Origin of the sequence: Sulfobacillus thermosulfidooxidans DSM 9293 (genome assembly GCF_900176145.1) — a bacterium.
Lineage (GTDB): Bacteria > Bacillota > Sulfobacillia > Sulfobacillales > Sulfobacillaceae > Sulfobacillus > Sulfobacillus thermosulfidooxidans.
The window spans coordinates 2,496,640-2,517,819 of sequence record NZ_FWWY01000001.1 but is presented as its reverse complement, the minus strand read 5'-3'; the positions used below and the strand labels follow the sequence as shown (position 1 = coordinate 2,517,819).

The window sequence follows — 21,180 nt, the reverse complement described above, 5'->3', positions numbered from 1 at the left end:
CTCCGTCATTGGCCCGAGGACCGTCCGCGTGCACGGACGATGCAATATCCATAAATTTGTTCACGACCATTGCCGTGCTCACTGGATATGAGTATCGTACGTCTAAATCATTATAGGTCCTCAGTTCTTATTCATCTTATTAAAATGAGAGTATTCCTTGCACGTTCCTATTGTCATTAAATTCAATGATTGAGTTACGTCAACGTGCAAGACTATCCAAACAAGCATTCATTGCTAAGACAGTTGCCCACCGACTCACTTCATCAAGTATCAACAATCTTCCATAGTTATTTCATGACAGTGATTTAATGACCACGACCTAGAGCAAAGTTCATATGGTGTTATGCGGCACTTCGATGAACTTTGATCCTCGTGGTCTATAGGTCGATTCTCGAACAACTACATGTGGCGCCAATACCTCAGGATTATTATGTGCCATAGGATCTTGCATCAACTCGTATATCATAGTCCATGCTTGATGTGCTAGTTTGTCTATTTCACCATCAATAGTCGTTAATGCAGGACAGAGAAATTGACTCATTTTTACATTGTCAAATCCAAAAACCGACATATCCCTTGGAACGTTCAAACCTAAGTTATATAAACCATGCAGTACACCAATAGCAACATAATCGCTTGCAGCCACAATCGCCGTAATAAGAGGAGAAGAACTTACTAGTTCACGGACTATTTGGGAGGCTCTCTTGGGAGAGCCATAGGATGAAAAAACTAAGGCCTGCTCAATTCCTAGCGTTCGAGTGGCTTCAATAAAACCCTGTCGACGAAGACGTGAAGTTTCTGTCTCGTGAGCTCCACTTATAAATGCGATATGTTTATGTCCGAGTTGATAGAGATAGTCAACTGCTTTTCGAGTTCCACCATAATGATCAACAGCAATTGATGGCACCGACTGAAGAATGTTTCCAACTATAATTGTTGGAATTCCATTTCGTTGAAGAATTCCACACTCAACTGCCAATGGTTCAGGATCCTTATCCCATCCCGCGGCAAATAGTATGCCGTCGACCCCGCGCTGAGCTAACATACGAAGCATCGCAGGCCCATGCTGTGATTGACGCTCCGTATCTGCCAGAATAAGTTGATAGCCAGCCTGAGATAGATGCGCGGTTAATGCTTGACTTAATTCTGCAGTAAACGGATTGTCCAATGTGTCGACGATGAGGCCAATAACATGACTAGATTGCCGCCGCAAGGACCGAGCTACCAAGTTAGGCTGATAACCCATAGCTGCCATAACACGTTCCACACGGGCTCGTGTATCCGCTTTGACACGACTATCCCCATTGAGAACTCGCGACACAGTTGTCACAGACACATGTGCGCGCTTCGCTACATCTTGCATTGTCGACATGCCCAAATATCCTCCAAACATAATGAAATCGATTGCATTTCATGAAAATATTAGTATTATGAACATATCGTCCCATAAACCCATGATTTTCAAAAAGTATATGGTTATCACCAACTAATTGGAGGGCTGATGATGAATAATGAATCGAATTCTGGCCCATCTCCCTTATTGTACAACGCGGATATAGCCCCAGTCTCGCCAGAGCGAAAGACGTGGAACGCATGGGCCTTGTTTGGAGTTTGGGCGTCAATTGCTTCCCCAAGCTCGATGTTAGTTGGAAGCGCAGGGATTGTATTCGGTTTTAATTGGTGGCAAGTGGTTACCATTGCTCTTATTGGGGATCTCGTTACACTTGTTGCATTGATTGTGCAATCTCATGGTGCAATCATATATGGGCTAGCTGAACCTCAGTTAGATCGCACCCGCTTCGGTATATGGGGAACCTTTATACCCTCATGGGCTCGATTTCTCGTCGGGCTCGGTTTTTGGGGCGTGCAGACTTTTTTAATTACTGAGGCCCTTGTTAGTCTGTGGATTATAGCAATGGGTCACCGGACTGCTTTACTCGCACTCCATTCACTAAGCCCAGGTATGTTAGTAACTCACTATCCACTTCTATTCTGGACAATGTTTGTCATTGCTACCAGTGCACAATATGTCATTTTGCTTAAGGCTCAACCTATATTATCTGCCCCTTCATTAAAGTGGCTGAGTCGTTGGATGCCATTACTATCAATCGCGGTATTAACTTTCGTGTTTATTGATTTTGTGAGCCGTTATCCGATTGCCTTAACACAAGCAATGAATCAACCTGCCGCACCACTCACATCAGCCATTATCCCAGTTTTACTTGTATTCCTTTCATCAAACATTCATGCTACCCAGGTAATTAGCTGGCCTGATATGATGCGATTCGGTACATCCGTCCGTGCGATGTTATTAGGCCAATTGGGTCTTCCGATCATTTACACTATGACAATTATTTATGGTGCTTTAATGACAGGTGTAGTTCATTCCCTTACCGGTCATACAGTATACGACCCTATTTTGTTAGTGGCTGGTTTCTTACATCCCAATTGGCTTACTATCATTGTCCTATTTTTCTACGCAGCACTACTTATGAATACTAATATTTTCAGTAATTCCATACCGCCGGTCTATGATTTGAATAATACGTGGCCTAAACACTTAACATGGACTCGAGGTGTTACAATAGTTACTATTCTTGGAATAGCAATTGGAGCGTGGTCCTTGTATGCACAAGGAGCGTATAAATATTTTAACACTTGGATTCTCTTTGTTGCTTCACTGTTGGGACCCTTCGCTGGCGTGATTATCGTTGACTATGTATTGATTCAACGTGGTCATCTCAATGTTTCGGACATATATCGTCTTGACGGTCGATATTATTTTTATCGGGGATTCAATATTCGGGCCATTATTGCAGTAGCCGTCGCTTTATTCGTAGTTTTTATGGGCCATTTTGGATTGTCATTTCCCGGATGGACTTATTTAAGTAAAGCTTCTTGGCTAACCGGAGCGGTCATAGCTGGACTGTGTTATATGATTATAATGCCTCGACAACAAATCGATGTATCGAAGTCCAAAATCAAGTCGAAAGGACTCGTATAGTAAATGATAAAAATATTAGTGTTAAGATCGTCCGAAAATACTACGTTATTCTCTGATTTATGTACTGCCTATCCAAACATCGAGTGGGTTGATATTGTGATGCCCTTTCTTCCAGGACGAGGGGAATCGATTGAAGAACGCACGAAACTTCTAAAAACAGTTAAGGAACTAATTCAACCATTTAAGAATTGGGATGTGATTTTTTATGCACGTGCTTATGGTGCCTTTTCTCCATCTGGACGAAGTGCTCTCCATCAAACGGTAGGTGGCCCTATTGTGACTGCACCCGGCTCGGTACTTGAATTTGGGACTGAACATCAATGGACATCGTGGTTTATTCTGACGCCCTATGGGCAATCACGACATGATTTCGAAGTGCAGTGGGCCATGTCGCATGGTCTTCAAGTTGATGCCTCTGCTTGCTTAGGCTATGATAATGGTGTAGATATTGCACGGTTAACTGTCGAAGACTTAATTCCTGCCGTATTAACAGGGAATCGATCACCGGCCGACGGAATTTATTTGGCTTGTACGATAACACGAACTATAATTATGGGAAATGATTTACGTAAGCACACGACGAAGTCGTTTGTTTCCGCTACAGATGCCATGCTCTGGTCCTTACAACAAAAATACCATATAAGATAGCCCTAATAAAAATTGGCAGTAGGGCCGAGATGCCTCGCAAGGCAATATTGCCAATGTTCGGTAACAAATTTTTGTAAAATTGGCCTAAATCCCCTGTTCTAGGCAGAACACGCTTTGAAACCCTTTAAAGGTCTAAAAAACCATGACCGCTAGCAATCTTAAAGATCTGCCCTCGGATTAAAATGACTCGGCCACAGGCATAAAACCGGATTGACTGATAGGCAGAGGAACCGTCACTCACTGCCAGCTTCGTGATATGTTATGGGAACAACGAATTGGGTAGAACGATCCCGCATAGCCCTGAGTATAGTTAAGCAAAGTTACAGATCGAATCCACGAAAAGCCCCACAATCTGTTTCTTGCTCGAGGATATCAGTCATTAACATGATTCCAAAAAACCGCACCCAAATGGCCACAGACTTCAACCCCGCGTAAAATAGCGTGTGTGGCGGCTTCAATAGGGCTATAATTTTTGGCTAACATTGCGGCAAAACTTCCAGCAACCGCATCGCCAGCGCCTGTGGTATCGATAATATCGCCCGGGGGAGAAGGAATCTGCCGTCTCTCAGAGGGTAAGATAATATCTATCCCTTCCGCCCCGCGTTTTAATAAGACAGCGGGAGAATGAGGAGCCCCTAAGGCATCCCACTCCTCTTCATTGGCTAACAGCCAATCGGCATATTCCAACACCGCAGTGAGTTGCGGAGCAAGGCGAGGGTGGGAGGCATCAAGCAAGATCGTCGCTTCCTGGTCGCGGGCCCATTTCATCCAGGCTATCACCCGCTCGACTCCGTCATCACGGGCCAGAAGATATCCCGAGACGAGCATAATACAGGGTCGTAACGAAGACGGCGGCCATGACAACGGTCCGCTTCCGGCATCCGTTAATAACGCGCGTTCCCCGTCATCTCGTACCACCGCGACGACCTGCGTCAACGGGTCTTGTTCAGTCAAAAGAGGGAGGATAATGTCTTGTTGGAGGATCCAATCTCGTAAAAATTGGCTGCGTTCATCGTGACCGATTTGGGTAATTAAAGCGGTCCGTACACCCTCTTTGTTTGCACTGACCGCCATGTTTAACCCCTGACCCCCAGGCCCCGCAAAAATCCGTGCGGGCACATCGTGGCCAAAGGCCAGCGGTTTGGTGATGCGCACCACGGTATCCCATGCTGTATCGCCTAAAACCAAGACATCGATATTAGCCATGAAGGGCTCCAGCCACTTTTCCGGCTAGGGCCGCATTGGCTTTCAATAATGCCATATTGGCTTTTTGCAACTGCTCTCCAGCCCTCCTATTTAAATAATCCAACAAAAAGGGCGTGGTGGCCTTCCCCGAAATTCCTTGAGCCCTGGCGTGTTCCAAGGCCTCTTGCACAAGATGTTCCACAAAATCCGGATCGACTGGCGAAGGCCCAGGCTGCACTAGCAGTAAGGCTTGTGGCAATTTCAAATCCCGCATGGTGTATACCATGCCAGCGACTTCGTGGACATCATGGACCGTCCCGGATAGCCGAAGACCCGTGGAGGCGACATAAAAACCGGGGAAATCACGGGTCTGGTAGCCAATGACAGGAATCCCTAAAGACTCAAGAAATTCCATAGTTTTTGGCAAATCCAAAATACTCTTGGCCCCCGAAGACACCACCACGATGGGACAAGACGCCATCGCATAAAGGTCTGCAGAAACATCCCAGGTTTCAAAAACCCCGCGGTGGACGCCCCCAATGCCCCCCGTGGCAAACACGTCGATGCCCACATGATGGGCGATATAGGCCGTGGCCGCCACGGTTGTTCCTCCATTTTTACGACGGAGGATGGCCGGAGCTAAATCACGAATCGAGCACTTTTCGGCGTCCACCAACATCTCTTCCCACTCAGAAGGCGCGAGCCCCACCACCACGTCACCATGAAGAAGGCCGATGACCGCTGGAATGGCCCCGGACGAGCGCACGGCTTGGGTCATATCCTGAAGTGTTTCAACATTCGCCGGATAGGGCAACCCGTGCGTTAAAACCGCAGTTTCCAACGCCACCACCGCACTTTTGTTTGCCAAGGCCTCTTGCACTTCGGGATGAAGCCTCATATGTTCCAACATGCCCCTCACCTCTATAAGGACTCATCTTGATAGGGAATGCCGTCAGCGGCTGGGGGCGTTGTACGGCCCACAAATCCCCCTACGGCGACCACTGTTAATAAATAGGGTACCATGAGAACAATGTCCGAAGGAATGACCGTGCCTTGCAGTTGAATACTGGCCGCCGATAAGAAGCCAAACATGAGAGCCGCCCATAACACGCCTTTGGGACGCCAATTCCCAAAAATCATCGCCGCTAAGGCAATGTACCCGCGTCCTGCCGTCATATCCACATTGAAGCTGTTCAAGACGCCAATTGATAGATAGGCTCCCTCTATTCCCGATAAAATGCCGGATAACACAATTCCCGACAAGCGGTAACGACTAACACTTAAGCCGGCACTGCGCCCCGCTTGGGGTTTTTCTCCCATGGCTCGCAACCGAAGCCCCCAGGGTGTATAAAACAGCAGATATTGTGCCGCGAACAAGACGGGGACTAATAAAAACGTCAACACATTCTCTTGCGCCAAAGCCGGCCCGATGACAGGAATCCCCCCAAGCCAGTGAATGTCAATCGTTGGTAATGAGGGCGTATTAGTCGGTGTGCCATTATACCCATAAAAGGCATCTAACAGGTACCCCGTAATGCCTAAAGCCAATAAATTGATGGCCATGCCTACCACAACTTGATCCGCCTGCAACCGCAACGTCGCCCAGGCGAATAACAGGGCCATGACCACACTACTCAAAACCCCCATGATGAGACCAATCCAGGGACTATTGCCAATATTGGCGAAGACCACGGAGACAAACGCGGCAGTCAACATCATCCCTTCCATGCTGATGTTAATGACCCCTCCCCGTTCTGAAAACATCCCGCCCAATGCCGCATAAATGAGGGGAACAGAGATGGTGACGGTCAATGTCCAAAGCTCCGGATTGGTAAAAAAACTCACAGTGTTCCTTCCTCCTCGACCACGGCGTGGGTTATTGATGGAAACGGGTCTGCAGGTGGGTTGTCATTTTTACGAAACCACCCCATTTTTTGTCCTAACCCGTCAAACAACCGATCAATGGCCACCATCAACACAATGGTGCCTTGAATCACATAAGCAATCTGGGCGGGTATATAGGCATTCATTTGCATGTAGCCCGCACCACTTTGCAGTGCTGCAAACAAAAAGGCAGACGGAATAATTCCCCAAGGATTGTTGCGGGCCAGTAAAGCCACCACAATGGCCGTATAGCCATATTGATTAGCAAAAGAGTCAAAGAGTTGATGCGATACCCCACTAATTTGTAGCCCCCCTGCCAGGCCGGCGAACATTCCTGAGAGCATCATGCTTATCACGGTGAGGCGGGGAACCGATACCCCAGCCAACCGGGCCGCTTTAGAATTTTTTCCCGTCATTTGAATTTCGAATCCCATACGGGTCCGGAATAAAAGCCATGCCGCCACAATAATCCCTGCCAAGGCAAAAAACAATGCCTCCGAGAGTTCTGTTGTGGGAACCAAAATGGGAAGAGTCGCAGAGGCTTCAATGGGTGGAGATTCGGGAATACTACCGGGCAGCATTAAGGGCCCCTTTTCAATGAGGTAATGGCCAAATTCAATAGCGGCATAACTGAGCATCATCGTGGTAATGACTTCATGAGCTCCCCGGTAGGCTTTCAAAAGACCAGGAATTAAGGCATAAAGTCCACCAGCTACGACGGCAGCCATAATCAAGACCACCAGATGAAGGCCCGGAAGCCACCGTCCACCCATGGCTCCCACCCACGCGGCCGCGATGGCTCCCATCCAATATTGACCCTCGGCACCAATATTAAATAATCCCGCGCGAAAAGCGATAGCAATGCCCAAGCCCATTAACGACAACGGAACAAAAATGACGAGAGTGCTCGCGAGATTACTGAGGTTTCCCACTGAACCGGCCCATAATGCCGAGAGCACGGTCCATGCTGGGTAACCCGTAACTTGAGCAATGAGGGCGCTAATCACAAGGCCCATAATTACCGTGAATAAAGGCTTCAGCCATGGGCCTAAGATCATACGCGTACGGCTCATAAGACAAGCTCCTTGGGTTGTTGTCCCGCCATCCAGAGTCCGAGTTGTTGGCGATTAAAAGCATGACGTTCAGCCTGTCCAGAAATTTGACCCCGAAAGAGGACGACAATGCGATCAGACAACCGCATTAACTCATCTAATTCCAATGAAATAAGAAGAATGGCGGTTCCGGCCGCTGCCAAGGCGATTAACTGCTGGTGAACATATTCGATAGCTCCCACATCGAGTCCCCGCGTCGGTTGGGAAATCACGAGAATGTGCGGTTTTCGACTTATTTCTCGGGCTAATAATAACTTTTGTTGATTACCTCCCGATAATGCCCGGCATGGTAATTCAATATTCCCCGGCCTGATATCAAAAGCCTTGACAGCCGCCTCGGCGTGTTGCTTGGCCACATGCTGATCAATCCCCATGCCCCGTCGATAAGGATGCCGGTAATAATCCCGCAAGATAAAGTTCTCCCAAATCTTTAAATCCAGCACTAATCCTTCTTCTTGCCGGTCTGCTGGCACGTAGCCAATGCCCGCCTCAAGCCGCTTCCTGACCGAGAGCTTTTCGATAGGCATTCCATTCAACAACATCTCACCGTCATCTAGCTCTCTTATCCCCACGATACTTTCGGCCAGCTCTTGCTGCCCATTGCCCTCAATACCGGCTACACCCAAAATTTCTCCTTTATGGAGTGTAAAGGTTATCGGGCCCAGTGAATGAGTTGATGGCGTAGCACGAAGCCATAGGTTCTCAAGACGCAAAACGGGATCGCTTGTGCCCTGGTACGTGCGGGTCATGGTCAGATTCACATCCCGCCCCACCATCATCCGGGCCAGTCTTTGTGCATCCGTGTCTTTTGTGAAGGTCTGATCAACAACCCGTCCTCGGCGAATCACCAGAACCCGGTCGGAAATGGTTAAGACTTCATCTAATTTATGACTAATAAAAACCACTGAGAGTCCCATTTGGGCAAATTCAAGGATCGATTGAAATAATCCCAGGGTTTCTTGTGGCGTCAGCAAGGCTGTGGGTTCGTCGAGAATAAGAATTTTTGCTCCGCGGTAGAACGCTTTTAAGATTTCTACCCGTTGTTGCTCGCCCACCGTTAAATTTTCGACGAGACTCGAAGGATTAATATCAAGCCCAAATTTGTCGGCTAGTTCGCGGACTTCGCGCTCAGCTCGCCCTTTATCCAGCTGACCCCAAAATGTTTTGGGTTCATGTCCCAAAATCAGGTTTTCCATCACGGTCATCTTGTTGATCAACATGAAATGTTGATGGATCATCCCAATACCGGCAGCAATGGCCGCCTGCGGGTCTCCTAACCGAAGGCTTCGATCATTGACCATCACACTACCCGTGTCCGGCCGCAAGAAGCCCGACACAATTTTCATCAGGGTCGATTTGCCCGCACCATTCTCCCCAAGGATAGCCAACACTTCCCCTGAATCTACCGAAAAGGAAATGTGATCATTAGCGATAAGTGATCCAAAATGTTTGGTCACATCGTTCACATCAAGTTGGGCCATGATTCGTCCTCCTTAGTGCGGCCCGCTCAAATCGGATAATTCTCAAAGGAGGGTTTTTCATAACTCAAAACCCGCGACTCCCAAGGGGTCTGTAGCCTGAGAGAAAATATTTCCCCCTGAATCGGACGCAAAAAGGAGTTCCTACCATCCCTGGCGAAGTTTTAGTTACCCAACCAAACAAGCCAAGAGGAGGAACTCACCATGTACTCTATTCGCCAAGCATCGTTCTTTTCCCTGCAGGATTGGATAAAAGATACCGAATGGGATGACCAGTTGCAGCGAATTTTAGATCAGGTACCCCTCAGCCCCGCATTGGCGGCATTACCACCACCGGCCCGCACGGGCCGCCCGGAACAGCATGATCGACCGACCATGATCCGCGCTTATATAGCGAAAGCGGTGGAGCAAATTCCCACCACCGAAGCCTTACGGGCTCGCCTGCGCCGCGATCCCGTGTTCCGCTGGATTGTCGGCTATCGCGGGAAATCCGATGTCCCCTCGGCGGCGACCTTCTCGCGTCTGTTTAACCAATTGAGTCGCTGTACGAGCCTTCAAGTCATCCATGCCCAACTCGTTGAGACGGCACGGGAACGCCATCTCGTACCGGATGACGTGGCGGCGTATGATGCGTCCGACATCCCCGCCTATGAGAAAACGCGTCGGCATGCCGACGCGCAAGATCTCGAGCGGGCTAGTTGGGGGATGAAGACCGGGCCCAAGGGCCAGAAATATCGGTGGTTCGGCTACAAGTTGCATCTGTCGGTGGCGGCCGGGAGCCTCTTTCCGTTGGCTGCGCTGACCACGACAGCCATGGTGCATGACGTGAACATGGCCCGACCGCTGGTCCAGATCACCACCGACCGGAACATGGGGCAGCAGGTGGCGATTTTCGATGCCGGGTACGATCAGGCGACCCTGTATCAGGATCTCCATGCGCAAGGACTGATTCCCATTATCCCGCTCAATCGCCACGGGGGTGAGGCACCCGAGGGTCGCAACACCCTGGGGCGTCCAACCTGTTCCATGGGTTACCCGCTGACGTTAGCGGGCTATGATGCGACCACGGAGACCCAAAAGTTTCGATGTCCCCATGCGACAGGACATGTCGAGTGTCCCATGGGCATGGCATGGTGTTCCCCCTCGAACTATGGCTATGTCCAGAAAATGGCGATTGCTGACAATCCCCGCGAAGTGGGGCGCATCGTGCGCGGAACGGCGACATGGGATGCCCTCTATAACTTGCGGACGAGCGTGGAACGGGCCTTCAGCTACCTGAAGGAACAACTGAATCTCCGCACCGTCCGCGTGCGCGGACGACGAAAGGTGCATACCCATCATCTCTTCGCAGTCATTGCCTTGGCCGCGACGGTGCTGGCTTCCACCGTTTCATAGCATTCCGCTCCTATCACGCCTCGGCGGTGAGGCGAGCGATCCGGGGTCGTTCGCCGGGCATCGTATTGCCATGGCGCGAGAATCATCCTTTCCGAACCCGTGTCAGAACGTTGAGAAGGGTGTCATCATTGGAAGGGACAGTTATCCACAGTCGTGCTTCGTCGAGTTATGAAAAATCCTCAAAGGTCTACGGTATCGTGGTGGGGGGAACAATTTTTCCCGAGCGAATCGCTTTTTCCGACTGCAACACTTGTTGGACAATGCTTGCGGGAATAGCCGAAATCGGAGGCGCCATGCCCACCCCATTATTGGATAAACTGTAATATTGAACGCCCGGTTTTAACGTTCCCTGCAACCCGTCTTTGATCGTATCGAAGGTAGCGACTTGAATGCCTTTTTCTGCACTGGTAATCACCGTATTGGGAGCGAGGTAATTTTGATTGGCATCGACGCCAATCGCATAAACATGAGCCTGTTTAGCTGCGGTAATCACCCCGAGTCCGGATCCTCCGGCAACCTGAAATATAATGTCTGCGTGTTGGGCAATTTCTGATTGAGCATAGGTCTGCCCGTTATTGGGATTGTTAAAGTCATTGGTATATTTCAAGAGTATCTTGGCTGACGGATCGACGGCATGAACGCCAGCATAAAATCCCGCGATGTAGGTATTGACAGGAGGAATCGATTCACCGCCCACGACTCCCAACGTATTATAGGAATTGATATGGGGCAAGGCATGATCTTTTTGCACCAAACCCGCCAACTCACCGACGAGATAACCACACTGCTGGGTTTCGAATAAAGAGGACGTCACATTGGGGCCTGGGACTTCATCGTCAATAATCATAAATTTGGTATGGGGAAATTCTTTGGATACTTGCTGCACAGCTTGGGCCATTAAAAAGCCCACGGCGATGACCAAATTGTAACCTTGCTTGGCATAGTTGGTCAGAAAAGGCACATAATCCGATTCAGTTTCTGATTGAACAACCGATGTCGTGACACCCAGTTGATTTTTCGCTTGCATCAGACCGAGATATGCCAGATGATTAAAGCCGTGATCATTGAGGCCACCGGTATCCGTAACTAATCCGACTTTATACGACTTGGCTTTTGCTGATGAGCTGCCCGGGGAAGAAGCTGCAGGAGAGGTTCCGCATGCAGCCAATAAACCACCCGTAAATATGGTGGTCGTAATCAAGGCAAGCGCACTTGATTTTCTCATAATGTCCTCCTCAATAAGATTTGAAAGACGCGACAAAATTAGGAATGTGGGAAAGTTGGATACCTCAAATGGGTCTTCTGCTCGCTTAATGTGGCGGGATATTTCTGGACATAAAGAGAGCAGACATCAGATGTCTTATAACACCATTAATAGTAAAGAAAATTAGGTAAGGGTGCAATCATTGGACAAGTTTTTGTGCAAATAACCTAAAGAAAAAATTACTGACAAACAAACTATACGGGAACACCATGTTGGCTTATAGGACACGATGAAGATGGTGTGATGATTCCCAGTTCTTCCGAACCCAAACGACGGCTAGCAGCACAAAAATTAGACGGCTGGTTGCCCACTTATCACAATGGGTGTATGATTCCTGTCAAAATTATTCCGTATAGGTTCCCGACGATGACTTCATAACAATTATTCTCACATGAATTAAGAAAGAAGGCTCTGCCATGGTATCCTCGCCTCTTGACCGGTCTTCGTTAACCTCGTTGTGCTATTCTCCGGGCCAGCATCTCCTGGCTTACTGGGAAATTCGTGCCGATCTGGCCGCCAATCAGTACGTGTCGACACTCCATACCTTGAACCCCGACACCGGGGATTCCAGCGTCCTGACCCACGTAAAGGGCAAGCCCTTAGGTCTCACCTTTGGACCCGGTGACGCCCTATTTTATCATTTAGGATCGTCCCTATACCGGGTCCATCTAAATGGCCACGTTGACGAGATCGCACAGTTTCCCGGATCGATCCGCTCATTCACAATCCAAGAAAGTACTGGTCTCGTGATTGTTGCCGTGCATCTTGAACCTGATCCTCAAGATATCTGGGTGTTTCGCACCTTGCCCTTTAAACGAGATGGCCAGGGTTTCCTCGTCGGTCAAGATACCCTTTGGCAACTCTCGCTAAGTGGAGACTCGCCCATTTATCTCGAAGCTTTTTGTGGTTATACCCATCCCCTATTATCTCCTGTGGCCCCGACAGTTTTAGCCTTAAGACGAACTCAAGATGTCCAAGATCTCTTAGATACCACCCTGGTCAAGATCCATCTCAAAACCCAAGAAACTATTCCCATCACCGCGCCACGGGCCATTATGGCCATGTCGTGGGCTCCACATGGTGAGCATTTTGCCGTCATCGGCAAAGACGGCACCATTGGCACCCCTATAGCCCCTGTTCTTTATGTGGGCAAAGACGGTGAGAACTCACTGACTCCCTTATACCAGCCGGAAACGGGATGGTTAGGCGCCAGTGACGGGGCCGACTGGCGGGTAAGTCTCGCGTCAGCGCAGCTCAAATGGGTCAATTCCACCCAAATTTTAGTGTCTGAAACAATTCATGGCGCCAAACGTTTGGTAACGGTATCTCTCCGTGGAGAACACGCGGTGTTAACCCTTCCCACCAGGGACTTCGTGGAAGGGCTCGGAACAGACACCCAAGAATATTATGCGATTAGCCATGATTTTACCCACTTTGATGAAGTGGTCTCCATCACCCCGCCCACGATGACTACTCTCACACACCATCATGAAGAGCGCCTATGTCCGCCCGAGGAATATTGGATTGACACCCCGGGTCAAGACCGGGTTCACACCTTTGTCTTAGAAGCGAAACATCGTTACCGGGGAAGCATTTTAGCGATTCACGGCGGCCCTTATAATGCCTTCACTCACCAGCCCACCATCCTCTATCATGCTTTAGCCCATTTAGGATTTCGCGTCATTTGGGCCAATCCCCACGGCAGCATTGGCTATGGTCCAGAGTTTGCGTCGTCCCTTCAAGGACACTGGGGAGAACGAGACGAAAAGGACTGGCAGGCGATTGTAGACTTTTTTATGGATTCCCATACTTCTTTAGATCAAATAGGAGTGATAGGCACAAGCTACGGCGGCTATATGGCCACGTGGCTAGCAGGTCGTTGGCCTTCTCGCATCAAGGCCGCTGTCATTCAGGCGCCTGTGGTGAATCAACTCGATATGTTATGGGCATCTGATATTGGCTACACCTTTACCCTAGAAGGTTGTCAAATTACGTGGGATAATCCAGATGAGGCGAATCTCAAACTGTGGCAGAATTCGCCTTTACGATATGCTCATCACATCACCTGCCCCGTCTTAATCTTACAAGGTCTCGACGATCAGCGCTGTCCCGTGTCCCAGTCCTCGGCCTTATATACGTTACTAAAAACCCGCAATGTCCCCACGGAATACGTCATCTATCCTGGCGAGAGTCATTTAATGACGACTCAGGGACGTCCGAAAATGCGTCAAGACCGTTTTGAGCGAATACTACACTGGTTTGATCAATGGATGGAATAGATGGGACCGAAATCTTTTCCATAAATGGTAGGGATTTTAGGATAACAGGAAGTGCGTTCATTAAGAGCCCATCGCCCGAAATTTTCCTACTAAGATGGTCTATGTTGATTTTTTCTTCCATACCTTCTCTGAACCATTTTTCGCATATTTTGCATGACACACAAGAAAAAGCAGGAATTTTGATGATTTTTGGCGAAAACCCAAGAGTATTTTTAGTCGAAAGGAGTTTTTCGCATCGCAGGCCTTTACAAAGGACTAGTTGTCAGTATTCAGGCAGCCGATCAAGAATGGCACGGTACTATATTATGGCATTTCAAGCAGTCGATTACGATATTGCTCGATGACCCGTTTCCCAGTGATTTACCCAAAATACTGACTTTGTGGTGGACAGAACCAGAAACACAAACCCGCTGGAAACAGCAGGTGACTATCGACAAGGTAGAACATGAACGCACATTGACTGTCTTTGAATATTTGACACCTCAAGGTCTTGAACAACGTCAGGCAGTAAGGTATTCGTTGTCTCTCCCACTAACCATCCGAACCGGTCCTTGGCCGTGGCAATTTATCAAAACGCACACCATCGATGTCTCCCTGACCGGCCTTCGTTGTTTGCTCCCCGTTTCATGGCCCCCTAAACAAGAGCACCCGGCAACCATTTCTCTAGATCGCCAGGTTATTCACATGGATTTACATCTTTTACGCACAGACTTTGATTCTCAAGGCCACTATCAAACAGCGTGCCAGATTATCTTTGCCTCGACACATGATCACAACCAGTGGAAGCAGTTTCTGCTTTCGATTCCTCGGGTGGGACGGGGACAAATGCGGATCACGCATTAATTTTCGCTTTTTAGAGTCAATAGCTTCGCGAAGAAGGCCGAAACCCGGGAGTTGTTGTCCGTACGTCCCAAGTCTCGACCTCATCCACACCTAAGGAAAACAGAAAATGCTGTCTTATTCGGCTTTAATCACTCACAATATTGCTCGTACGAATCGGTTGGGTCCATAATGTCATAAGAAAGGCTAATACAGCTGGCAATCCAATTCCTATAATCCCCGCTTCATGATAGCCCTCATGGAGTAAGAAACCAAATAGAGGTCCTCCCACTAAAGCGCCCACATTAAAGACCAGTAAGAGCCACCCCGTCACCGTACCGGCAACGACATCCGACACGGAATCTTGTCCCAAAGCCGAGACGAGATCCACATAAACACCCCAACCCGCCCCAAAGAGAAATGTGGCAAAAATCAAAAAGCCTACCCGTCCAATACCACTAAATACAAACAAACTGCCTAACATCACCAGCAGGGACGCGACACTCACCAAGGGTTTGCGACCCCACTTATCCGCCAGATACCCGAGCGGAAACGCCAAGAGTAACCCGCCTAAGCCTTCCATTGAAGCAATCGTTGCCGCTTGGGATTTGACCAAATGCAAACCAAACAATAAGTAATCGGAAAAATAACTGCGGAAACCAAACAAGGTAATGCCAAAGAGAAAAATCGACAAGGATAAAAATAACACGTTGCGGGTGAAAATGTTCCGAAAACCCGCGCGTCTGGCCGTGACGGTTTTATAAACCGGAGGGATAATCCACGCAAAGAGTGTCAATACCAGGACACTCAAAAGGGCTGAGATGACAAAAGGAATCTCTACGTGCGGCAAAAAAGGCGCAATCACATACGGACTGAAAAACACCCCGGCCCCAAAGAACACGGCAAACACGGACACCCCCCGGCCCCGAGTCTCAAAAAAGATGTCTCCGAGCAAGGTAATGATCGCGGGTTGAAACATACCTACCCCAAATCCTACCAAAAGCCGCATCCAAAATAAGGTCACCACATTCGGCGCATAACCGGTTAGCAAAGTGAAAATCGTAAAGACGGCCACGGCAATCATCACCGTCCATTTCACCGAGAAATAATCAAAGAGTACACCGCCAATTAAGCTAAACACCGCAATACCCAATGCATAGGCAGTCCCGATTAAGCCCAACAGAGCCAGATTGTGGGCATGAATGTCTTTAAGAATATAAGGAGATCCGAACGCATATAAGCTGGTATCAAATCCTTCGAGCAACGCGGGTAGTCCAGCCACGAGAACAATCACAATAAACATCGCTTGGCTGTGCTTCGCGCGAGCGCGTAAGGTGTCTGTTCCCTTAACAAGTCTAGGACTGGCTTCTTGACTCATTTTGTCATCTCCTCTCATGACACCGACAATGTTTCACGATATAGACAGTGACAGATCAGTCTTTCTGTTCGTTTATCTACAGAGTTGGGTTCTGAAACATCAGAAATTAGATTGCCGCGCGAAAAATGTGTGATAGACCAGAGTGTGCTAGCAAAGAGATAACCTAAGAACCTGCGTTAAAGGTGGAATAGGACGTCTGATCCACAAGCTTTATGGGAGATGACTTAGATGAAGAGAGGACTTGCCGGATCGTAGTTGCATTAAACAAAACAATTTCAAGTAGAGCAAGAACCAAATTTAGGACAATGGTTCGTTGTGTAAGACCATTCGAACCACACCCAAAGCAACAAATCCATGGGATGACAATCTGAAGACCCTATTAGAATTCAATGACTTGCCATTTTAATTGTCTTGTGTCATGCCATCAAAATTTTCCCTAACGGCTTGTTGTAATCCCAAATCCGACACATAACGTGCACCCATCGTGGCTAAAATCCCGGCACCATCGATCATGGCCTGCCGTCCCGCTTCTGAATCCGCCGCCGCACAAAAGCCATGCGTGTGCGTCACTAATCCATCGCCCAATCCAATATTGGCGTGAAAGGACGGCAAAACATGACTCACATTGCCCATATCTGTCGAGCCGTGTGCTTCCGCCATTGTGACCGGCATTCGGTCAAATTCTCGAAAGACTTGATCGGCCAGGGCGACGAGAGACGAATTATGACGAACATTGTTATAAAACGGCACAAAGCGCGACCAACGAAATTGGCATCCGGTTCCTCGCGCCGCCGCCTCCGCTGCGTGTTCCACCCACGTCAACAGATCATGGACGCGATCTGCATCCTTGGAACGGACCAAGATGCGTGCACTCGTATGCTCTGGGATCACATTAGGGGAATCTCCTCCATGGGTAATAATGCCGTGAATCCGGTCAGAAGGTCGAAAACGAGGACGCAGCGCATGAAGCATTTGATAAAACATGACGACCGCATCTAACGCATTAATCCCTTTCTCAGGCGCGGCCGCGGCATGCGCAGCCACCCCAAAGAAATCCACATCGATTCCCTCCCGTGCCAAGTACTCGGGCGCTACTTCATCTTTGGCGGCAGGATGAAGCATCATGGCGATGTCAACGTGTGCAAAAGCTCCCTGATCTAATAAGAAAATCTTTCCGCCTCCGCCTTCTTCACCGGGACTGCCAATGACCATAACATGTCCTGCCCGATTGTGATGTTCGAGCCACGTGGCAAGAGCTGCACCCGCCCCCACCGACATCGTGGCAATCACATTATGTCCACAAGCATGTCCCAGCTCAGGCAATGCATCATATTCCGCAACAAAGGCCACCGTTGGTCCATGATGTCCGACAATGCGGTGGGCTACAAAAGCCGTCTTCATTCCCGCCACTTCGCGGTTGACCTCAAACCCTTGCTCTTCCAGCCAGTAGGTTAACAACGAAGCAGACTCCACTTCTTCGAACTTTAATTCATGCAGCCCGTGAATGGCATGGGCAATATCCCACAACTGTTCCGCTTTGGTCGCCACAATCTCTTTGATTTCTTGACTAATCATCATGAACCTCCTTCTGTCATCTCATTTCGTTTGAGAGAGATACAGCGTGAGGATAAATTTACACTGCCGGTCCTCTGAGCCCTCTCCGGCTTTTCCTCCCATTATTGCGCGGGCACTATAACCTTGTCGCCCCCTTAGGCAATACTCTTGGGTGAGACGCACAATAGCTTGTACCGAAAACAGTTCAATAACTTTTCAGCCAATATTCGGTTTCAGATCATCGACCAGGTGAGGTTGTTTTGTACAATGGACTCCATATAGTATTAAGCCTCATGTGCCCAGATAGCCCAAGATCGTCAAATGACAAAATGAGAGGAGAATAGGACATGATCCGTCGCTCCTTACTGGCGCGCTGGATGTTGATCACAAGCAGCGTGGTTGCATTGTCTTTGATGACTTGGGCACTCTTTTCTTTATTCAACGTGAAAACACCAGAACCTGCGCGGGTCATGCCCGTGGCCCATGCCGACCCACAACATCAAGAGATATGGCTGATTGCGGGATCTGCCCTCGAAAAACTTGCCCACTTCTCCGCGGCTCAGTCTGTGCTAGATCATCCTTCAACATGGGTCAGTCTATCGCTGAGTGGGCGCGGGATTCCTTATGGTTGGCACATCACCCCATTTGTGCACTTTGCCAGTGAAGCGGCGCTCGTCAAGGCCCTTCGTCACGGAACGGTGCCTAAAGGAATCAAAGGTCTTGGTTATGATAATGAAGGGTGGAGCCTGACTCCCCTCATTGAACAACAACACCCCGCTCAGTACGTGGAAGCAGCGGCAGCCATCGCGCACCATCATCACTGGGCCTATTTGCAGCTAGGGAATCTCCCTGTTCATGGCAGTCCTGTAGGCGGTGCGCGTTTTGCTCAAATTATCGATTTACAAGTTCAAAGTTCAGAACGCATCCCCGCGGTGTATTTGCGCCGGGTTCGGGCATTAGTTGCCGCCGCTCGTCATCTCAATCCTCATGTCCTGGTGATTGCCGGACTCAGCACCAATCCCCCGCCAGGCACTCCTGTTTCTTTAAACGAACTGGAAACAGATATTCAAGAAACGAGAAGATTTGTCAATGGATACTGGCTCAATATTCCCACGCCCGGTCTCGCTTGTCCCCGCTGCGGGCCACAAAATGTTTCTCTGGCCGAGAAACTCCTGGCATGGATTGCCCATCAGCATATTAATTCTTAGGTTGGTCCCCTGTTTCAGCCACCTGGTGTATAAAATGAGCGATTCACCTGTCTCGTCTATGCTCAAAAAATCCTCTATTCTGTCAAACAACCTTCTTAGCCCGATCGCTTCGCCTTTTTATCCAGTTGAACCCATAGCATAGAGAGCAAAGCAGACAAAAAGAAAGCGGAAAAGGATTGTGCCTCTTCCGCTAAAACTCATGACCTTCTTCTATAAGAGATATAACGACTTGAACGGTTCCTACCCTATGGGCTAAATCATAGGAATATTGGTATTTGGTCCCACAAACGGCGCACGCATGCGGTCTTCATGTGCCTTCATAGTCTGCGTGGCCAAATCATATCCAGCATCCGCATGCCGAATCACGCCAATGCCCGGATCATTAAAGAACACCCGCGATAAGCGTCCCGCACTATCCTCACTCCCGTCCGCAACCACGACAGCGCCCGCATGCAGAGCATAACCAATCCCGGTACCTCCTCCATGATGAAAGGAGACCCAGTGAGCACCCGAGGCGGTATTTAATAAGGCGTTGAGAATCGGCCAATCGGCGATCGCATCAGAACCATCTCGCATGGCCTCGGTTTCGCGGTAAGGAGAAGCTACAGATCCGGTATCATGATGGTCGCGGCCAAATACGACGGGGGCTGACAGCACACCTTGTGCCACCCATTCATTAACCTTTGTCGCGAAAGCGTCGCGCTCCCCTAAGCCCATGTAGGCGATGCGTGCGGGAAGGCCTTGGAAATGAATATATTTTTGAGCGAGGGTAAACCACCGGGTTAACAGCGGGTTATCGCCAAACATCTCAAGGGCTAAGGCATCTAACTGGTAAATTTCTTCAGGCTTTCCGGAAAGAACCGCCCAGCGAAACGGGCCTTTGCCCTGATTAAACAAATCCCGAATATAGGCGGGAACATATCCGGGGATGTCAAAGGCGTCGGTGACTCCTTGATCGAACGCTTCTCGGCGAATATTATTGCCATAATCAAACGTATGAGCTCCCGCTTTTTGAAGCTGCAGCAGATTTTGAACATGATGTGCAATGGAACGTCGAGCACGCTGTAAATAATCCACTGGATCCGCATGGCGCAAGGATAGGGCTTCGCTGACGTCGAGTTCATCAGGAATATACCCGATAAGGGGATCATGTGCGGCCGTCTGGTCCGATAACACATCGGGAATGATCTGGTTGGTGATTAAATAGTGTAATAACGCATTGGCATGACAGTGGACCCCAATTGAGAGAGATTCAGCCGCCTGTTTTGCCGCCAGTGCCCGGCTGACAGCGGCTTCGATACTGTCATAGGCCACATCAAGATATCCGGTGTCGAGGCGTTTTTGAATCCGTTTTGCATCCACTTCAGCGATTAACGCCACGCCATCTAACATTTTGGCTGCTAAGGGCTGTGCTCCGCCCATTCCCCCCAATCCGGCCGATACATAAAGGCGCCCTTTCAAGGTGCCATCAAAATGTTTACGAGCCAAAGCCGCTAATGTTTCGAAGGTGCCTTGAATCACCCCTTGACTACCGATATAGATCCAAGAACCTGCCGTCATTTGTCCAAACATGGTTAAACCCTGTTTTTCTAACCGGTCAAACTCTTCCAAGGTCGCCCACTTTCCTACTAAGTTGGCATTGGCAATCAAGACGCGCGGGGCCTGGGGTTGGGTCTTAAATATTCCCACGGGTTTTCCCGATTGGATCAATAAGGTTTCGTCATTTTCCAACGTTAATAAACTTTCCACAATCTTGTCATACGCGGGCCATGACCGCGCCGCCCGTCCGCGTCCTCCATAGACAATGCGCTCTTGAGGGTTTTCCCCGACGCGCGCATCGAGATTATTCATCAACATGCGCAGCGCCGCTTCCTGCCCCCATCCTTTGCAATGCCGTGTTGGCCCCACGGGAGCTTGAATCCCTACGTGCTGGAAAAAGTCCCTTTCCATTGATGGCGTCCCCCTTTCAATC

The 21,180-nt window shown here is 49.1% G+C and carries 16 protein-coding genes; 6 read left to right on the top strand and 10 right to left on the bottom strand.

What is annotated here, in order from left to right; translation table 11 throughout:
* Positions 1 to 331 precede the first annotated feature (331 nt).
* Positions 332 to 1,372 carry a LacI family DNA-binding transcriptional regulator gene (locus B8987_RS12515; protein WP_020373609.1) on the bottom strand — a complete coding sequence of 347 codons (1,041 nt, stop codon included), beginning with the start codon at positions 1,370 to 1,372 and terminating at the stop codon, positions 332 to 334.
* 129 nt (positions 1,373 to 1,501) lie between these two features.
* Between B8987_RS12515 and B8987_RS12510 the strand changes: the two genes are divergently transcribed.
* Entirely contained in the window at positions 1,502 to 3,004 is a 1,503-nt protein-coding gene (locus B8987_RS12510) for a cytosine permease (RefSeq protein ID WP_081503149.1), read from the top strand.
* Positions 3,005 to 3,280: 276 nt separating this feature from the next.
* Entirely contained in the window at positions 3,281 to 3,652 is a 372-nt protein-coding gene (locus tag B8987_RS19410; RefSeq protein WP_139793552.1) for a hypothetical protein, read from the top strand.
* 372 nt (positions 3,653 to 4,024) lie between these two features.
* On the opposite strand, the gene B8987_RS12500 is transcribed toward B8987_RS19410, so the two are convergent.
* The 5 genes from B8987_RS12500 to B8987_RS12480 are packed head-to-tail and all read right to left on the bottom strand — an operon-like array spanning position 4,025 to position 9,314.
* Positions 4,025 to 4,858 (bottom strand): carbohydrate kinase family protein, encoded by an 834-nt coding sequence (locus B8987_RS12500; protein ID WP_020373606.1) that lies wholly within the window; start codon positions 4,856 to 4,858, stop codon positions 4,025 to 4,027.
* Positions 4,851 to 5,747, bottom strand: a complete 897-nt coding sequence (locus B8987_RS12495; protein WP_020373605.1) for a pseudouridine-5'-phosphate glycosidase — start codon at positions 5,745 to 5,747, stop codon at positions 4,851 to 4,853. The genes B8987_RS12500 and B8987_RS12495 overlap by 8 nt, the downstream gene beginning before the upstream one ends.
* Before the next feature lie 11 nt (positions 5,748 to 5,758).
* A complete protein-coding gene (locus B8987_RS12490; RefSeq protein ID WP_020373604.1) occupies positions 5,759 to 6,682 on the bottom strand; it encodes an ABC transporter permease in 924 nt (307 codons plus the stop codon).
* Positions 6,679 to 7,794: an ABC transporter permease gene (locus B8987_RS12485; RefSeq protein ID WP_020373603.1), complete on the bottom strand. Its 1,116-nt coding sequence runs from the start codon at positions 7,792 to 7,794 to the stop codon at positions 6,679 to 6,681. The genes B8987_RS12490 and B8987_RS12485 overlap by 4 nt, the downstream gene beginning before the upstream one ends.
* Positions 7,791 to 9,314, bottom strand: a complete 1,524-nt coding sequence (locus B8987_RS12480) for an ABC transporter ATP-binding protein (RefSeq protein ID WP_020373602.1) — start codon at positions 9,312 to 9,314, stop codon at positions 7,791 to 7,793. Before B8987_RS12480 ends, B8987_RS12485 begins: the two co-directional genes overlap by 4 nt.
* Before the next feature lie 201 nt (positions 9,315 to 9,515).
* On the opposite strand from B8987_RS12480, the gene B8987_RS12475 reads away from it, so the two are divergent.
* On the top strand, positions 9,516 to 10,706 hold the full coding sequence (locus tag B8987_RS12475; protein ID WP_020375712.1) for a transposase: 1,191 nt from the start codon (positions 9,516 to 9,518) through the stop codon (positions 10,704 to 10,706).
* A 187-nt stretch (positions 10,707 to 10,893) separates the two neighbouring features.
* On the opposite strand, the gene B8987_RS12470 is transcribed toward B8987_RS12475, so the two are convergent.
* Entirely contained in the window at positions 10,894 to 11,931 is a 1,038-nt protein-coding gene (locus B8987_RS12470) for a BMP family lipoprotein (protein WP_020373601.1), read from the bottom strand.
* 455 nt (positions 11,932 to 12,386) lie between these two features.
* Between B8987_RS12470 and B8987_RS12465 the strand changes: the two genes are divergently transcribed.
* On the top strand, positions 12,387 to 14,249 hold the full coding sequence (locus tag B8987_RS12465; protein WP_020373600.1) for an alpha/beta hydrolase family protein: 1,863 nt from the start codon (positions 12,387 to 12,389) through the stop codon (positions 14,247 to 14,249).
* A gap of 333 nt (positions 14,250 to 14,582) precedes the next feature.
* Positions 14,583 to 15,092 (top strand): PilZ domain-containing protein, encoded by a 510-nt coding sequence (locus tag B8987_RS12460; protein WP_020373599.1) that lies wholly within the window; start codon positions 14,583 to 14,585, stop codon positions 15,090 to 15,092.
* 124 nt (positions 15,093 to 15,216) lie between these two features.
* Here B8987_RS12460 and B8987_RS12455 read toward each other — a convergent pair whose 3' ends face one another.
* Together B8987_RS12455 and B8987_RS12450 are read right to left on the bottom strand one after the other, a co-directional pair.
* Entirely contained in the window at positions 15,217 to 16,446 is a 1,230-nt protein-coding gene (locus B8987_RS12455; RefSeq protein WP_020373598.1) for an MFS transporter, read from the bottom strand.
* A gap of 402 nt (positions 16,447 to 16,848) precedes the next feature.
* Positions 16,849 to 18,024: a M20 family metallopeptidase gene (locus tag B8987_RS12450; RefSeq protein ID WP_026040503.1), complete on the bottom strand. Its 1,176-nt coding sequence runs from the start codon at positions 18,022 to 18,024 to the stop codon at positions 16,849 to 16,851.
* Between the two features lie 323 nt (positions 18,025 to 18,347).
* On the opposite strand from B8987_RS12450, the gene B8987_RS12445 reads away from it, so the two are divergent.
* On the top strand, positions 18,348 to 19,208 hold the full coding sequence (locus B8987_RS12445) for a hypothetical protein (RefSeq protein WP_020373596.1): 861 nt from the start codon (positions 18,348 to 18,350) through the stop codon (positions 19,206 to 19,208).
* A gap of 252 nt (positions 19,209 to 19,460) precedes the next feature.
* Here B8987_RS12445 and hutU read toward each other — a convergent pair whose 3' ends face one another.
* A complete protein-coding gene (hutU, locus tag B8987_RS12440; RefSeq protein ID WP_020373595.1) occupies positions 19,461 to 21,158 on the bottom strand; it encodes a urocanate hydratase in 1,698 nt (565 codons plus the stop codon).
* Positions 21,159 to 21,180: the final 22 nt, after the last annotated feature.

Excerpts from the sequence above, each read along its gene's own strand:
- B8987_RS12485 (WP_020373603.1), bottom strand. The coding sequence starts at position 7,794 with ATGAGCCGTACGCGTATGATCTTAGGCCCATGGCTGAAGCCTTTATTC.
- hutU (WP_020373595.1), bottom strand. The coding sequence starts at position 21,158 with ATGGAAAGGGACTTTTTCCAGCACGTAGGGATTCAAGCTCCCGTGGGG.
- B8987_RS12500 (WP_020373606.1), bottom strand. The coding sequence starts at position 4,858 with ATGGCTAATATCGATGTCTTGGTTTTAGGCGATACAGCATGGGATACC.
- B8987_RS12495 (WP_020373605.1), bottom strand. The coding sequence starts at position 5,747 with ATGTTGGAACATATGAGGCTTCATCCCGAAGTGCAAGAGGCCTTGGCA.
- B8987_RS12455 (WP_020373598.1), bottom strand. The coding sequence starts at position 16,446 with ATGAGTCAAGAAGCCAGTCCTAGACTTGTTAAGGGAACAGACACCTTA.
- B8987_RS12475 (WP_020375712.1), top strand. The coding sequence starts at position 9,516 with ATGTACTCTATTCGCCAAGCATCGTTCTTTTCCCTGCAGGATTGGATA.
- B8987_RS12510 (WP_081503149.1), top strand. The coding sequence starts at position 1,502 with ATGATGAATAATGAATCGAATTCTGGCCCATCTCCCTTATTGTACAAC.
- B8987_RS12465 (WP_020373600.1), top strand. The coding sequence starts at position 12,387 with ATGGTATCCTCGCCTCTTGACCGGTCTTCGTTAACCTCGTTGTGCTAT.
- B8987_RS12480 (WP_020373602.1), bottom strand. The coding sequence starts at position 9,314 with ATGGCCCAACTTGATGTGAACGATGTGACCAAACATTTTGGATCACTT.
- B8987_RS12470 (WP_020373601.1), bottom strand. The coding sequence starts at position 11,931 with ATGAGAAAATCAAGTGCGCTTGCCTTGATTACGACCACCATATTTACG.
- B8987_RS12445 (WP_020373596.1), top strand. The coding sequence starts at position 18,348 with ATGATCCGTCGCTCCTTACTGGCGCGCTGGATGTTGATCACAAGCAGC.
- B8987_RS12450 (WP_026040503.1), bottom strand. The coding sequence starts at position 18,024 with ATGATGATTAGTCAAGAAATCAAAGAGATTGTGGCGACCAAAGCGGAA.
- B8987_RS12515 (WP_020373609.1), bottom strand. The coding sequence starts at position 1,372 with ATGTCGACAATGCAAGATGTAGCGAAGCGCGCACATGTGTCTGTGACA.